At 47.2% G+C, this 14,780-nt stretch carries 14 protein-coding genes; 5 read left to right on the top strand and 9 right to left on the bottom strand.

Features of this window, described 5'->3' with window-relative positions; genetic code table 11:
* Positions 1-12: 12 nt before the first annotated feature.
* Positions 13-333, top strand: coding sequence for a nitrite reductase small subunit NirD (gene nirD, locus G9F75_RS14770; RefSeq protein ID WP_007409365.1), 321 nt, complete (start codon positions 13-15; stop codon positions 331-333).
* 66 nt (positions 334-399) lie between these two features.
* Positions 400-1,839, top strand: coding sequence for a uroporphyrinogen-III C-methyltransferase (gene cobA, locus G9F75_RS14775; RefSeq protein WP_100261589.1), 1,440 nt, complete (start codon positions 400-402; stop codon positions 1,837-1,839).
* 54 nt (positions 1,840-1,893) lie between these two features.
* Here the strand turns inward: cobA and G9F75_RS14780 are convergent, their stop codons facing one another.
* The 9 genes from G9F75_RS14780 to G9F75_RS14820 all read right to left on the bottom strand — a co-directional run bounded on the left by G9F75_RS14780 (position 1,894) and on the right by G9F75_RS14820 (position 12,650).
* Complete coding sequence (locus G9F75_RS14780) at positions 1,894-2,904, bottom strand: NAD(P)/FAD-dependent oxidoreductase (RefSeq protein ID WP_167409199.1); 1,011 nt, start codon at positions 2,902-2,904, stop codon at positions 1,894-1,896.
* A 198-nt stretch (positions 2,905-3,102) separates the two neighbouring features.
* A complete protein-coding gene (putR, locus tag G9F75_RS14785) occupies positions 3,103-4,338 on the bottom strand; it encodes a proline utilization transcriptional regulator PutR (RefSeq protein ID WP_021494194.1) in 1,236 nt (411 codons plus the stop codon).
* A gap of 157 nt (positions 4,339-4,495) precedes the next feature.
* Entirely contained in the window at positions 4,496-5,950 is a 1,455-nt protein-coding gene (gene putP / locus G9F75_RS14790) for a sodium/proline symporter PutP (RefSeq protein WP_167409200.1), read from the bottom strand.
* Between the two features lie 91 nt (positions 5,951-6,041).
* Positions 6,042-7,589, bottom strand: coding sequence for an L-glutamate gamma-semialdehyde dehydrogenase (gene pruA / locus G9F75_RS14795; RefSeq protein WP_100261588.1), 1,548 nt, complete (start codon positions 7,587-7,589; stop codon positions 6,042-6,044).
* A 17-nt stretch (positions 7,590-7,606) separates the two neighbouring features.
* Positions 7,607-8,518: a proline dehydrogenase family protein gene (locus G9F75_RS14800; protein ID WP_100262117.1), complete on the bottom strand. Its 912-nt coding sequence runs from the start codon at positions 8,516-8,518 to the stop codon at positions 7,607-7,609.
* Positions 8,519-8,705: 187 nt separating this feature from the next.
* Positions 8,706-9,491, bottom strand: coding sequence for a nucleotidyltransferase domain-containing protein (locus tag G9F75_RS14805; protein ID WP_128496426.1), 786 nt, complete (start codon positions 9,489-9,491; stop codon positions 8,706-8,708).
* Between the two features lie 65 nt (positions 9,492-9,556).
* Positions 9,557-10,513, bottom strand: coding sequence for a cephalosporin C deacetylase (cah, locus tag G9F75_RS14810; RefSeq protein WP_167409201.1), 957 nt, complete (start codon positions 10,511-10,513; stop codon positions 9,557-9,559).
* Positions 10,514-10,653: 140 nt separating this feature from the next.
* Positions 10,654-11,214: a shikimate kinase gene (locus G9F75_RS14815; protein ID WP_003156609.1), complete on the bottom strand. Its 561-nt coding sequence runs from the start codon at positions 11,212-11,214 to the stop codon at positions 10,654-10,656.
* A 125-nt stretch (positions 11,215-11,339) separates the two neighbouring features.
* Positions 11,340-12,650 (bottom strand): MFS transporter, encoded by a 1,311-nt coding sequence (locus G9F75_RS14820; protein WP_007609271.1) that lies wholly within the window; start codon positions 12,648-12,650, stop codon positions 11,340-11,342.
* 219 nt (positions 12,651-12,869) lie between these two features.
* On the opposite strand from G9F75_RS14820, the gene G9F75_RS14825 reads away from it, so the two are divergent.
* From G9F75_RS14825 to G9F75_RS14835, 3 genes are all read left to right on the top strand, one after another.
* On the top strand, positions 12,870-13,658 hold the full coding sequence (locus tag G9F75_RS14825; protein WP_167409202.1) for a sugar phosphate isomerase/epimerase family protein: 789 nt from the start codon (positions 12,870-12,872) through the stop codon (positions 13,656-13,658).
* Between the two features lie 53 nt (positions 13,659-13,711).
* On the top strand, positions 13,712-14,305 hold the full coding sequence (gene tmrB, locus G9F75_RS14830) for a tunicamycin resistance ATP-binding TmrB (RefSeq protein WP_029973916.1): 594 nt from the start codon (positions 13,712-13,714) through the stop codon (positions 14,303-14,305).
* 180 nt (positions 14,306-14,485) lie between these two features.
* Positions 14,486-14,764, top strand: coding sequence for an antimicrobial peptide LCI (locus G9F75_RS14835; protein WP_007609269.1), 279 nt, complete (start codon positions 14,486-14,488; stop codon positions 14,762-14,764).
* The last annotated feature ends 16 nt before the right edge of the window (positions 14,765-14,780 follow it).

Here is a 14,780-nt window from a genome sequence, read left to right on the forward strand (position 1 = left end):
GGGGGAACGGACATGGTTAATAAAGATATGACAAAGGTTTGCATAGGCAAAGTAAACGAATTACCGGAGGAGTTAGGAAAAACCGTATATATAGAAGATAAAGAGCTTGCCGTATTTAAGCTTTCTGACGGGAGCGTCCGCGCCGTCGAAAACCGCTGTCCCCATAAAGGGGGCGTCCTGGCTGAAGGCATCGTCAGCGGAGAATACGTCTTCTGCCCGATGCATGACTGGAAAATCTCCTTAGAAGACGGAAAAGTCCAAGAGCCGGATCATGGCTGTGTCAAAACATACGAAACACTGATTGAAGGAGAGAATGTATACCTCCTGTATTGAGCAAAGACCGGATCACTTTTTCAAGTGGTCCTTCATTTTTTAAATTGCTGAAGGGATGACGCCATCATGAAAAACGGAATCGTATATTTTGTCGGTGCCGGCCCAGGAGACCCGGGGCTGATCACCGTAAAAGGAAAACAGGCTCTGGAGAAAGCGGATATTATTTTGTATGACCGGCTCGCAAACCCAAAGTTTCTTGAATATGCCTCACCGGACTGCCGGTTCATTTATTGCGGAAAGCTGCCCGACCGCCATTTTATGAAACAGTCTGAGATAAATGCCCTGCTGATTGAAAAAGCGGCGGAGGGCTGCACCGTCGTCCGCTTGAAAGGCGGAGACCCAAGTGTGTTCGGCAGAGTCGGCGAAGAAGCAGAGGCGCTTCATCAGCACGGCATCCGCTACGAAATGGTGCCCGGCATCACCTCGGGTATCGCAGCGCCGCTGTATGCGGGAGTCCCCGTCACCCATCGTGATTTCGCTTCGTCCTTCGCGATGATCACCGCTCATGATACATCATTGCAAGGCAGGCCGAATCTCGACTGGGAAGGGCTTGCCCGAAGCGTTCAAACGCTTGTGTTTTACATGGGCGTTAAAAATCTGTCATTTATATGCCGGCAGCTTACGGAGTACGGAAAATCCCCTTCCGTTCCCGTACTCGTCATTCAATGGGGGACGTGGGGGCGGCAGCGGAGCGTTAAAGGAACGCTTCAGGATATCCATGAAAAAGTTCAAAGCCAAAACATCACCAACCCTGCCATTATCGTCATCGGTGATATTGTCAATTTTCAAACACACAGCTGGTTTGAAAGCAAACCGTTCATCGGGCGGCATATCATGGTTGTCACTCATGGCGATGAAGAACATACATTGACAGACAAGCTGCGCGAGTATGGCGCCGATGTTATCGAATGGCCGAAGCGGATCGTTAAAAAAATGCCCGCAAACGAAAACATCCTGAAACAGATCAGCACCTTTGAACAACTATTTTTCACATCACGCCTTGCGGTATGCGAATTCTTTGACACACTGGCTTTCAAGCAGATCGACATCCGCCGGGTGACCGCAAGCCTGAATGCAGCAACTGAGGCCGCAAAGACGGAACTGACAAAACGGGGCTTTCTCCTATCCGAATGTCAACATGATTCTCCGCATTCACTCATTGTAGGAAGCCGTCAAGCGGCAGAAAACTTGTCAGAATCAAAATCATGCCCTTTTTATATCACCCATGAACATATCGCGGATGAGCGGTTCACTTCCATGATCGAACGCACGATCAGTGAGTCTCCTCTGCAAATGATTATCTGTACGGGCAAAGAATCCGCTCAGCATTTGATCAGCGCCGGAAAACAAATCGGCATATCACCGGATCCGTCGGCAAACCGCCCTCCCGTCATCTGCATGGGCGAAGACGTCCCCGCCGGCTGCGGGTTTACCGCTGTGAAAAACCAGGAGCAGTTATTTGCGTTTATACGAAATGAAATGAAAGACATGCTCGTTCACAGCTGATACGCCGGAATGCTTTTCTGACCCCCCAGACTCAACATCGGGGGTCAGCCTTTTTTATTGTGTCACCAATTTTTTATGATGAGTCGAATACATCGCCATCTGATCTGCCTGCGGGTCCAAATAGGCTTTGGCGCTGTTCACGGCGGTCGGCCCCTCCGTAAAACCGCCTGCAATCAATCTGAGCTTGCTTTCATAATGGGCGGCGTCACCGGCGACAAACACGCCCGGAAGATTCGTCCGCATATGTCTGTCAGCTTTAATCCTGCCTTCTTCTATCTCAAGCCCCCAGTCCTTCATCGGGCCGAGATCAATTTTAAACCCGTGGTTGATAATGAGCTCATCAAGCTTGATGACTTCAGAAAGTCCGGACTCAGTTTGGCAAACGGTGACGCTCTCGATCCGTTCCCCTGTGCCGTTGAGAAGCTTCAGACGATACGGCGCAAGCACCCGCACGGAAGACCGCTTCATTTTCGCCACGCTGCTTTCCAAACCGCCGAACTCCTCCCTGCGGTGCAAGACGGTAACAGACGCCGCAATCGGTTCCAGCTCATTCGCCCAGTCAACCGCGGTATCTCCCCCTCCGGAAATCACGACATGCTTATCTCGAAACGCATCAAGCTTCTCTACCTTATAATGAAGGTTCTTTCCCGAATAACGGCTCGCATCCGCGCTGTCAAGTTCATTGACCTCAAGCGTTCCCATGCCGACGGCCAAAATCACCGTGCGCGTATAGTGCTTTTCCCCTTTGGAACTTTCCAGCACAATGGTTCCGTCTTCCAGCCGTTCAAATCCGGTCACCCGCTGATTCAACACGATATCCGGCTTAAATGTCGCAGCCTGTTCCTTCAGCTGCTTAATCAGCTGTTCTCCGGCAATCCCGGGTATTCCGCCGATATCACGGATGATTTTTTCAGGGAAAAACATAGACACTTTCCCTCCGAGCCGCGGCAAAAACTCGATCACTTTCGTTTTCAGCTCGCGCATCCCGCAATAAAAAGCCGCAAACAGGCCGATCGGGCCTCCGCCTATAATCGTGACGTCGTACACCTCATGATTTTCCGCCATCGTTGTGCCTCCCGTTTATATCTATACTTCATAAATTTTTAATTGAGAATCAATATCAATGAAAGTATAACACATATTGAGGATCAGTGTTTATTCATTTCTCATCTTGCGGGAAAGGAGTGATTCAGAAGTGAGGTTCTGAGATTGATAAGCGGGAAGGTATTAAAACTGAAACCAGTACGGCGACTGGTTTCTTTTTTATCTCTTTTTCATCAGCATAATATCGAGATACAGCTGGCACCTTGTCCTGAAGTCGTTTAAATTAATTGATGTCATGTCAAGAATCTGTTTGATACGGTAGTTCAATGTGTTTTGATGAATAAAAAGCTGTTCTGCGGCTGGTTTTGTTTTGCAGTTATTGAGGAGATAGATTTCTAACGTTTTCAGCAGTTCTGTACTGCTTTCTCTGTCTTTGGCTTTTAATAACGCTAAATCATTGTTTACATATTCCAGTGAGGCGTTTTTTTCTTCGATGCTTTCAAGATAGCGGTAAATCCCGAGCTTACTGTATTCGTACGGGATATTTTCCTGGTTTCCGGTAATTTCGGCGGCCTTTATGACTTCAAGGGCCTCTATATAACTTTTGCCGAGCTTCAGGATGCTGCTGTATTCATTGCCGATTCCGATATAGATGGGAGTGGGGATCTTCTGAAAGTGAAAATGAGTCAGCAGTTTGTGGATGAATTCAGATGCTGCCGAAGTGCCGGAGCTTTTTTGCGAGAAGCTTGCGACGACGATGACAATATTGGAATCAATGGTTAAGACGTGACTGACTTTATCCCGCAAATTCAAGTACGATTTGATATTTTCCTTCACATCTTCGACTGCCTCCCCATCCCCATTTGCGGCGTGCAGGACGACTACCGAAAAAACCGACGGCAGCACGGCGTTCATCTTTTCCGCTTCCCGCCTGAACTCCTTTTCAGAGGAGAATTGCTGAAAGATCGCCCGTTTCACCAGGTCTTCCGCTCTCTCTTCTTTTTCCTGTTTCAGCCGGTTCGTTTTATAGATGATTTTTCCGACATGGAATGAAGTTTCATATAAAAAATCGAGCTCCTCGTCCGTCAAGTTTCGGTCGAGCTCCTGAATCCAGATGTAGCCCATCACTTCCCCTTTATGTTTTGCGCTTACAACCACTCTCTGATTCAGTCCGATACTGTCTATTTTTTCGACACGGAACGGTTCAGGAACGGTTTTCAGCTTTTCGATCACCCCGTCTTTCAGAAACCTTTCAAAAATCTGCACGGGGCATTTTTTTGAAAATATCGTCTGCTGGTTGGCGGAGTCGAAGTGATTAATGTAATAAGAATTATAGGCAAGCAAAAAGAAATCCGCGCTTTCCAGAATAACGGGCTTCTGCAATTCATAACTGATGAAATCAATTAATTTATCAATGTCCGTAAATGAAAAAACTCTCTCTAAAAGCTCTTCCATACCTATTTCTCCTATGCTCTTTTTATCTTTATCATACTCTGCGGGGTGACTTTTTGTATAGAAAAAAATTCACATATTCCCAAAACGGCACGATCCGAAAGCCTGTATCGTGAAAAGAGGAAAAAGGGCGGTCCCTTCTTCCTCTCGTTCCTTGCTTTTATTGAGAAAGTGTATCACGGTACTCATGAAACTGATCTGTGACATCTTTTGACGGAGCCTGTGTCAATAAGCTGACGACAAATACAGCGGCAAGGCTTACAGCAAAGCCCGGAATGATTTCGTACAAAAAGTCTGAAAGACCGGCATTCGCCCAAATGATTACGGTAATCGCTCCCGCAATCATGCCGGCGAGTGCCCCCCATTTCGTCATCCGTTTCCAAAATAAACTGAGCAGTACGACCGGCCCGAATGAAGCGCCGAATCCCGCCCATGCATAGCTGACAAGACCAAGTATCGTGTTGTTTTTCTCCCAAGCGAGCACCAAAGCGATGATTGACACCGCAAGCACTGCCATTCTCCCCAGAAATACGAGTTCCTTATCAGAAGCCGAACGCCTGAACATGGACTTATACAAATCCTCTACTAAAGAACTGGACGTAACGAGCAGCTGAGACGAAATCGTACTCATAATGGCCGCTAAAATCGCAGAAATGAGAAATCCCGTAATAATCGGGTGGAACAGAATGTTGCCGAGCTGAATAAAAATGGTTTCCGGATCAGCCAGCTTCAGTCCGTGCTGATGGTAATACGCGATTCCCGCAAGACCCGTAAACAGCGCGCCTAGTGCAGACAAAATCATCCATCCCATTCCGATCCGTCTGGCGCGTTTGATTTCTTTCACAGATGTGATCGCCATAAAGCGCACAATAATATGCGGCTGCCCGAAATAGCCGAGCCCCCACGCAAATAAAGAAATAATGCCGAGGACGGTCGTCCCTTTGAACATGTTAAACAGTTCCGGGTTGACGGAACGGATATCGGCAACGGTTTCCCCCGGTCCGCCCGTATGAAAAATCGTCACAATCGGCACGAGAATAAGCGCCGCAAACATAATGATCCCTTGGACAAAGTCCGTCCAGCTTACCGCCAAAAAGCCCCCGAACAAGGTGTAGGCGACAACGACGCCTGTCACGACCCACAGTCCCGTGTGGTAATTCAAAGCTAAAATGCTGTTGAATAAGACGCCTCCGGATACCATGCCGGATGATACGTAAAATGTGAAAAAGACGAGAATGACAAGACCCGAAAACAGTCTGAGAAGCTTCGTATGATCACCGAAACGGTTTTCAAGGAAACCCGGAATGGTGATGGAATTCCCCGCTTTTTCGGTATACGTTCTCAGTCTCGGCGCCACGAAAAGCCAGTTCGCCCACGCCCCGAGCACAAGCCCGAGCACAATCCAAGCGCCGCTTAATCCTGTCGAGAACATAGCGCCCGGAAGCCCCATCAAGAGCCATCCGCTCATATCCGCCGCTCCCGCGCTGAGCGCTGTGACGGCAGGGCCTAAAGAACGCCCCCCGAGCATGTAATCCGTCAGATTTGACGTCCGTCTGTAGGCGAAATAACCGATAAACAGCATGCCCGCCATATAAATACAAATGGAAATAATCAACTGAATGTTTGCTATGGCATTTCCTCCTCCGCTTTATATGTTTATGGTGAAATGGACACCCCCCGCGAGGAGGATGCCCATTCAGTCCCTCTTAAAACGTTTCACTGATTGTTTTCGCCTGCATGTGGAGGGCCAAATAATCCGGGCCGCCCGCTTTTGAATCAGTGCCGGACATTTTGAAGCCTCCGAACGGATGGTAGCCGACAATCGCTCCCGTACAATTGCGGTTGAAGTACAGGTTGCCGACATGGAATTCCTGTTTCGCCCGTTCAATATGTTTGCGGTTGTTTGTAATGACCGCGCCTGTCAGACCATATTCAGTATTATTTGCCACTTCTAAAGCTTCATCAAAGTTTGACACTTTAGAAAATGCCACGACAGGCCCGAAAATTTCTTCCTGCATGAGTCTGGCTTTCGGATCAAGGTCAGCGAAGATCGTCGGCTTAATAAAGTAGCCTTTTGAATCATCTCCGGTGCCGCCGCTTACTAAACGGCCTTCTTCTTTTCCGATTTCAATGTAGCTCATGATCTTGTCGTAAGAACCTTGGTCGATGACAGGTCCCATATACACGTCAGCGCTGTCAGGGCTTGCCGTCACTTTTGATTCAGTGATTTCGATGACGCGCTCTAATACTTGATCATACACTTTTTCATGGACAACTGCACGTGAACCTGCAGAACATTTTTGTCCCGCGAAGCCGAATGCTGATGTAAAGATGGATTGAGCCGCCAATTCAATGTCCGCATCTTCGTCAACGACAACCGTATCTTTACCGCCCATTTCTGCAATGACGCGTTTCAGATGCTGCTGTCCCGGCTGCACTTTCGCCGCGCGTTCGAAAATTCTCGTACCGACTTCACGTGATCCCGTAAACGTAATGATGCTTGTTTTCGGGTGATCGACGAGATAGTCTCCCACTTCCGCTCCGCTTCCCGGCACAAAGTTGACTACGCCTTTTGGCAATCCGGACTCTTCAAGCACTTCAACAAATTTTGCTGCAATAACAGGTGTAGCACTCGCAGGTTTTAGAACCACTGTGTTTCCAGTAACGATCGGCGCCACTGTTGTTCCTGCCATGATCGCAAACAAGAAGTTCCACGGCGGAATAACAACCGTTACGCCGGTCGGCGTGTATACATATTGGTTTTTCTCGCCCTCACGGCTGTTGACCGGTTTGCCTTTTGCCAGTTCGATCATTTGGCGTGCATAATACTCCATGAAGTCAATCGCTTCAGCCGTATCTGCATCAGCTTCGTTCCAAGGTTTTCCCGCTTCCTTGACGAGCAGGGCGGAGAATTCGTGCTTTCTGCGGCGGACTTTGGCAGCTGCGCGGAACAAAACGGCCGCTCTTTCTTCAGGGGATGTGTATCTCCACTCTTCGAACGCTTTCGCAGCTGCTTCAATCGCTTGCTCAGCGTGCTCCTGGGACGCCTTTGACACTTTTCCGACGACTTCTTCTTTATCAGCCGGATTGATTGAAACGATTTTCGCTTCCGTCTCTACCTTTTCACCGTTGATGACGAGCGGATAATCTTTTCCCAGATACTCATTTACCGTCGCAAGCGCTTTCTTAAATTCTTCAACGTTCGATTGATCTTGGAAATTCGTGAATGGTTCGTGTTTATAAGGTGTAGTCATTGTCATCTCTCCCTTTTTTACTTCTTAGTCATTCCTTTAAAGGCGAATGCGATGTTTGAGGGGCGTTCGGCGAGCCGTCTCATGAAATAGCCGTACCAGTCATCCCCGTAAGGCAGGTAGACTCTCATGCGGTATCCTTCTTCCACCAGGCTGAGCTGGGTTTGCGAGCGCATGCCGTACAGCATCTGAAACTCAAAACGGTCGTTTGGAATGCCGTGCTCTTTGGCAAGCTGTTTTGTAAACTCGATCATTTTGTCATCATGCGTGGCAACTGCCGTATAATGTCCTTTTAAAAGCTGTTTGCGGATGAGTCTTTTATAATTTTCATCGACGTCGCTTTTTTCAGGATAGGCCACCTTTTCCGATTCTTTATAGGCCCCTTTGACAAGCCGCAGAAACGGATTTAGCGGGCTGAGGTCATCAAGATCCTTCTCCGTTCTGTACAGATAAGCCTGCACCACGGTGCTAACATATTCATACCGGCTCCGGAAGTCTTTAAAGATATCCAGCGTCTTCTGGCATCTCGTTTCATCTTCCATGTCAATCGTCACCATGACTTTATGTTTTTCAGCCGTCTGGAGGATTTTCATCATATTTTCATAGACGAGATCGAGATCTATATCAAGACCTAAAGACGTCATTTTTAATGACACTTGGGAATTCAGCTGTTCATCAGCGATTAAGGCGATGGTCTGCATGCACTCCTCGGTGCGTTCTTTCGCGACATCACCGCTGTTGACAAATTCCCCCAAATGATCGACAGTAACTGACAGCCCTTGGCTGTTCAAATGTCGGATTGTCGGGATAGAACTGCGGAAATCCATTCCTCCGATGATTTTGCCGGCTGCCACACGGCTTCCCCAGCTTCGCGCCATCTTATTGAGAAAGCTGCTCTTGGATAAAAATAAGAAAAAATCTCTTGTAATCACTTCCAACCTTAACACCCCGCAATCTAAGAAGTATTTGTATGAGTCTATTGTAAATGGACAAAACATCCTCTCACAATATTCTAAAAATACAAAGATTCTGATAAATTTTTGTGGTTTTACCACAATCAGCTTCTTAGATAGCAGGCGGATTATGCCGAAAAAAGGCGGACGAAAATGACGGCAATCGTCAATTTCCGCCTTTTTCCCCCCACGCCTCTTCGACGGTCTGAATCAATAGCCGATTCAGTTCCTCTGTTATGTCAGGTTTCGGCGTTTTGATCGTTTTGACATAGTGCCCGATGCGTTCTATTTCTTCTTCTATAAATGCATGAATGATCGTATTTCTCGGTTCCGGAGCCAGCTCCTGACCGCTTTTTTTCCTTGTAAGCAGTGTATTGATTTCAGAAATGAGCGCTTCATCCGTCAATAAGGCATCGGCCAGTACGGGAAATGACATCGGCGGTACGGAGCCGAATGTTTCAATCCATCTGCAGGCAAGGAGAGGACGCAGAACGTAAAAATACTTTTTAATCTTCACTTCACTGCCCCGCAGTTCCGTTTTTTCATTCCGTTTTGCCATATTGAGATAATGATAGATGCCGGCTTCAGGCGAAAAGGCGCGGATTTTCAGTTTTCGAAGCTTTTCAGCCGCTGAGAAAGCTTCATAATAGATCATCTCCGAAGAGAGCCATTCCAAAAGAGGCGGATTTGATTTTTTAAAAAGCCTAAGCGCTTTTCTCAGTTCCCACCCGCTGATGTCAAGCATGTCATGAATCGGCTCTTCTATGACATCCCTATGCGGTTCGATCGAAAAGTACCATTCTTTTTTCGGCACATAGAGAAACCGTACATCGTAGTCGCTGTCGCTTGACGGAAATCCCCATGCGCGGCTCCCTGATTCTACGGCGTAAAGCACCTTGACGCCGTGCTGTTCTTCAATTCGTTTTAATTCTTCGATGATCCTTTGTTCCATCTGTATCCGTCCTTTTCCGTGATCATTCCTGAAAAAAGCCCAAGTACTTGGGCTTTTCGCTGTCGTCAGCCTTTCAGATGCGCTTTCAGAAAGGCCAGCTTTTCCGTATGGAAAGAAGGTATGTATTCATGTCCGAAATACCGGTAAACCTTCAATTGTTTTTCCGTTTCCAGATGATTGTAAGCGGCAAACACCGTCGACGGCGGAGTCACGCGGTCAATCAGCCCGATGGACATGAGCACCGGAACCTTTACGCGGTCCGCCAGATTCATGATATCAAAATAGGCCAGTGTATTCATCGCGGCCTTCTCCGTTTCAGGGCTGCCGTTCTTTCTGAAAAAGGAGTTAATCTCAAGATACGGCTCATCAAGAGCGACATCAATGGCCCGCTCAAAATTGCTTAAATAAGGATAATCGGCCGCAACCGCTCTCGGAATATCAGATAGTGCCGCCGCGGCGATTGAAAGTCCGCCTCCCTGGCTCCCGCCGATGACGGCGATCCTTGTTTCATCCACTTCATCAAAGCCGCTGATGACTTCCAAAGCCCGGACGGCGTCTAAGTACACGCCGCGGTAATAATATGTATCTTTATCTAAAATCCCTTTCGTCATCCAGCCGGGAACGTGTCCGTGCGGTGAGACGCTTGTATCTGTGCTGCTGTGCTGACCGCGGACAAGCATGCCGAACGCGGCATATCCGTGAAGCGCCCAATTTACGATGTCATGTATATCCCCGTCATAGCTCGCGTTATAGCCGTGATATTTCACGATGGCCGGATGCGGTCCTTGCCGGTCGGGAACGGCGTACCATCCCTCAATTTCCGCCTTGCCGAAGCTACGGTATGTCAGCCGGAATACTTTCACTCCATCAGCCGGGTAGCTTTCAGCCTTCAATTCAGGCTTTGCCTCTTCCTTTGCAAGCTCATGTAATGATGATGCCCAAAAATCTGAAAAGTCATGAGGAGCGGTTTTATTTGGTTTATAGGTTTGCAGTTGGTCGAGCGGCAAGTCGTATAATTGCATATCCGATTATTCTCCTTTGTTTTATAAGATTTAATTTTCTGACTCTATCTTAACACGATTTTACACTCATTTTCTAAACATTTTAATAAACGTTTGTTTAAAAACAAAAAAGCCGTGCGCTCACAGCGTCACGGCTCTTTTTACATCGGCTGATACAGGTCCCAGCCGATTTTTAACGTTTCTACGATATAATCGGCTATTTCTTCTGGTTCCAGATTATCCGTCGCCACTTTTGAATTATGTTTATCATAGATGCTTTGGCGCTCGTTAAAGAGCTGCTGCATTTCATCCATGGAACGGTTATGCAGAACGGGACGGCTTTCAATCAGCAGATCAGCCCGCTGCTTCCAATTCTCCCATGATAGATCAAGATGGAGCACGAGACAGTTTTCAAGGCAGCACTGTCTGATTTCCTCTTGTTTAAACGAACCGCCCCCAAGTGACACGATCTTGAATTTCGTATTGCGGCAAATATCTAATATATAATCCTTTTCGGTCTGACGGAAAAAGGCTTCACCTTTTTTCTCAAACATTTCAGGGATGGACATATTGAAATCTTTCTCAATCTGCAGATCAATATCAATGAAGTCTCTGTATAATTTCTTAGCGACCAGCTGGCCGATTGTTGTCTTTCCGACACCCATGAATCCGATCAGTACGATATTTCTTTCTCTTACGGGAATGGCACGTTTTGCGTTCATCTTCGGCGAAATCCTCCTAAGAAATGAAAAAGTTATGTTTATTATATGATAACTCAATATTGAAATATAGAGATAATGCAATGAAAGAAAACCCATCCTTTATAAGAAGAGATGAGTTTTTCTTTCTATCGGAGCGTAATGCGTTCCACCTTTCCGACAATGAAAATATAAGAAAATGCCCCGATAAATGCGACAGCGCCGACAAACAGAATCGCTCCGTTATATGAACCGGTCGCAGAAACGATAAACCCGATGATAAGCGGGGTGATAATACCGGCCATATTGGCGAAAAAGTTAAACACGCCTCCTGCCAATCCGATTGTCTCGCTTGGCGCCACCTCACTCAGCATCGTCCAGGATATATTGGACATGCCCTGCGCAAAAGAAGCAATGGATAAGATCGTCAAAACCGCAGGAGCAGAATCCGTAACATTCGCGAGCACGATGGAGCCTGTCAGCAGAAGACCGAGGATGACGGGCGTTTTCCGGGCAACGTTCACCGACACGCCCCGTTTCATCATTCCGTCAGACCAATATCCGCCGAACAATACGCCGAAAAAGGCGGCGATATACGGAATTGATGCGGCGAAGCCGACTTTTAAGAAAGCCATGTGCTTTGCCTCCGCCAGATAAGTCGGAAACCATGTCAAAAAGAAGAACAGCGTGGAGGCTACGGCGAACTGGCCGATATACAAGCCGACAAGCTTGCGGTATTTAAGAAGCTGGACGAAATCCGGCCACGTGATCCTGCCGGCTGATTCTGACACCTCTGTCAGTCCGCCGCCTTCTCTAATATAATCAAGCTCCTCCCGGTTCACTTTCCGGCACCGATTCGGCTCGTGATACATTTTGAACCAGAAAATGGAGAAAACAAGCCCGAGCACCCCTGAGGAAATAAAGACGGCGCGCCAGTCAAATGCCGTTAACACCCAGAATAAAACCGGTGTGGCGAACGCCAGCCCCACATATTCCCCCGCCGTATAAGCACCCGTCGCAAAGGCGCGTTCCCGCCTTGGAAACCATGTCGTGACAATCCGGTTGTTTGCCGGAAACGCAGGCGATTCAGCCAGCCCGATAATCAGGCGGCAGCCGAATAAAAATCCGAAACTGGCCGCAAAAGCCTGCACTCCGGTGAAAACAGACCAGATCAATAAAGAAACGCCGTACGTCCGTTTTGACCCGAATTTGTCCAAAATGAGCCCGCCGGGAATCTGCATTCCCGTATAAGTCCAGCTGAATGCGGAAAAGACGACGCCCAAAAGCGCGGGGCTTATGTTCAGCGATGTCTGAATGGACGGGGCGGCGATAGATACACTGGCACGGTCTATATAATTAATCGCAGTGATAAAAAACAAAAGAATCAGTATCACATAACGAGCGCGAGTCGGTTTATTGCGGACGGGACTGAAGTCCGTCAGCTCCGTTTCATTTTTCAATGGCTTCTCCCCCCTTACTCGAATGAAATTAATTGTACAACACTTCGGTCAATTATTTAATACTTTGACGCAAAAAAGCGCTAAACAATTTGTGTGCCGCACTGACCTGATGCAGACACACCCCGCTTATAAAAAAGTGTCTGCCCTTTTCACCTGTTTATCCGCATCGCACCCGGGGAAAAAGTACACATATGATAGACAGTTACGGGAGGATTACCGATGAAACTGAGTTTTTGCACGACAGGTTTTAAAAAAAAGCATATTCTCGACATCATTTCTTTCGCGAAGGAGCACTCCTTTGAGGGAATCGAACTGTGGTACGGACATGCTAAACAATATATAGAGGAAATCGGCCCGCTCGACAGGCTTGATCAGCAGCTTCAGGAGGAAGGCATCGGGGTGCCTGCCGTCAGTTTGTACACTGACTTCGCCACTCAGGATGAAAGGCAGGCGTTAAAGGATGTTCAAAGGGCATTAAGCGCGGCACGACAGCTGCACAGTCCCTTGATCAGAGTCTTTGCCGGCAATCTTCCTTCGCATCGGACGTCACCGGAAAAGTGGCAACGTGCGGTTGATCAATTTCAGCAGGCGGCACGGCTCGCAGATGACTATGAAGTCGATATCGGGCTTGAGATTCATTACGACACGTACGCGGATACACCGGAGGCGGCGCTGGCATTTTTGGAGGGTGTCGGACATCCGCGGGTCCGCACCATTTTTGACGGCTCCAACCTACACGTCAATCACGTTGACCAAATGCCCGCTTTAGAAAAACTGTATCATACCGTCAGCCACATTCATCTGAAAAACTATCACTGGAATTTTGACAACTGGTATCTCAGCAAGCCAACTCCGATTTTTCAAGGAGATCTCGATCAAAAAGCATTTTTAAAAGAGCTGATGAACAGACAATATGACGGTTTTGTTTCTCTTGAGTATTTTGGAGAACATGCCTTTACGCATATAAAGGAATCGCTCCGCGAATATACGTCTGTTTTTTCCCGCTGACTCTTCGATCGAAGGGTCTTTTTTGTATCATATAGAAAAAGGGGGATATCATGATGATCATTTGGATAAATGGGGCTTTCGGTTCCGGAAAAACACAAACAGCGTTTGAACTGCACAGAAGACTGAAACCGTCTTACGTATATGATCCTGAAAAGATGGGGTTTGCGATGCGTTCGATGATACCGCCGGATATCGCTGATGATGACTTTCAAAGCTACCCTCTGTGGCGGGAATTCAATTACAGCATGCTTTCCTATTTGTCAGATACATATCAGGGCATCATCATTGTGCCCATGACCATTACGAACGATCAATACTTCCATGACATGATCAGCAGGCTGAGACAGGATGGCCGGACCATTCACCACTTTACCCTGCTGGCTTCAAAGAAAACATTGCTGAAACGCCTGCGCACCAGAGCGGAAGGAAAAAACTCCTGGGCCGCAAAACAAATCGACCGCTGCATCAACAGCCTGTCTCATAGCCTCTTCACAGAACATCTCCATACAGACCAAATGTCTATTCAGCAGGTCGCAGAAACGATCGCTGCCCAAGCAAATCTGCCTCTTGAGCCTGATTCGAGAGGCAGCCTTCGAAGATTCACCGACAGATTGATGGTGAAGCTGAATCATATCCGCATCAAATAAAAAAACGTTTTGAAAACATGTCCCTGACCCATGCAAATGGATCAATAAATAAAAAGTCCCTCTGAAGGAATGTTTTTTTCAAATGAAGAAAAAAATTTCAGAAACATGGAAGGTATTTTATGGATAATCATCTAATTATTAACACTGTAATACATTTCATTTGAAAAGGGAGTGTTCGAAATGAAATTCAAAAAAGTGTTAACCGGTTCTGCGCTGTCTCTTGCCTTACTGATGTCTGCCGCTCCTGCCTTTGCCGCATCACCAACAGCATCCGTGGAAAATAGCCCAATCTCAACGAAAGCAGATGCCGGCATTAATGCCATCAAACTCGTTCAAAGCCCTAACGGCAACTTCGCTGCTTCTTTCGTTTTAGATGGAACAAAGTGGATTTTTAAAAGCAAATACTATGACAGCAGCAAAGGGTATTGGGTAGGGATTTATGAAAGTGTAGATAAATAAAAATGAGATAAACAAA

Origin of the sequence: Bacillus sp. EKM208B (assembly GCF_011800725.1) — a bacterium.
Taxonomy (GTDB): domain Bacteria; phylum Bacillota; class Bacilli; order Bacillales; family Bacillaceae; genus Bacillus; species Bacillus velezensis.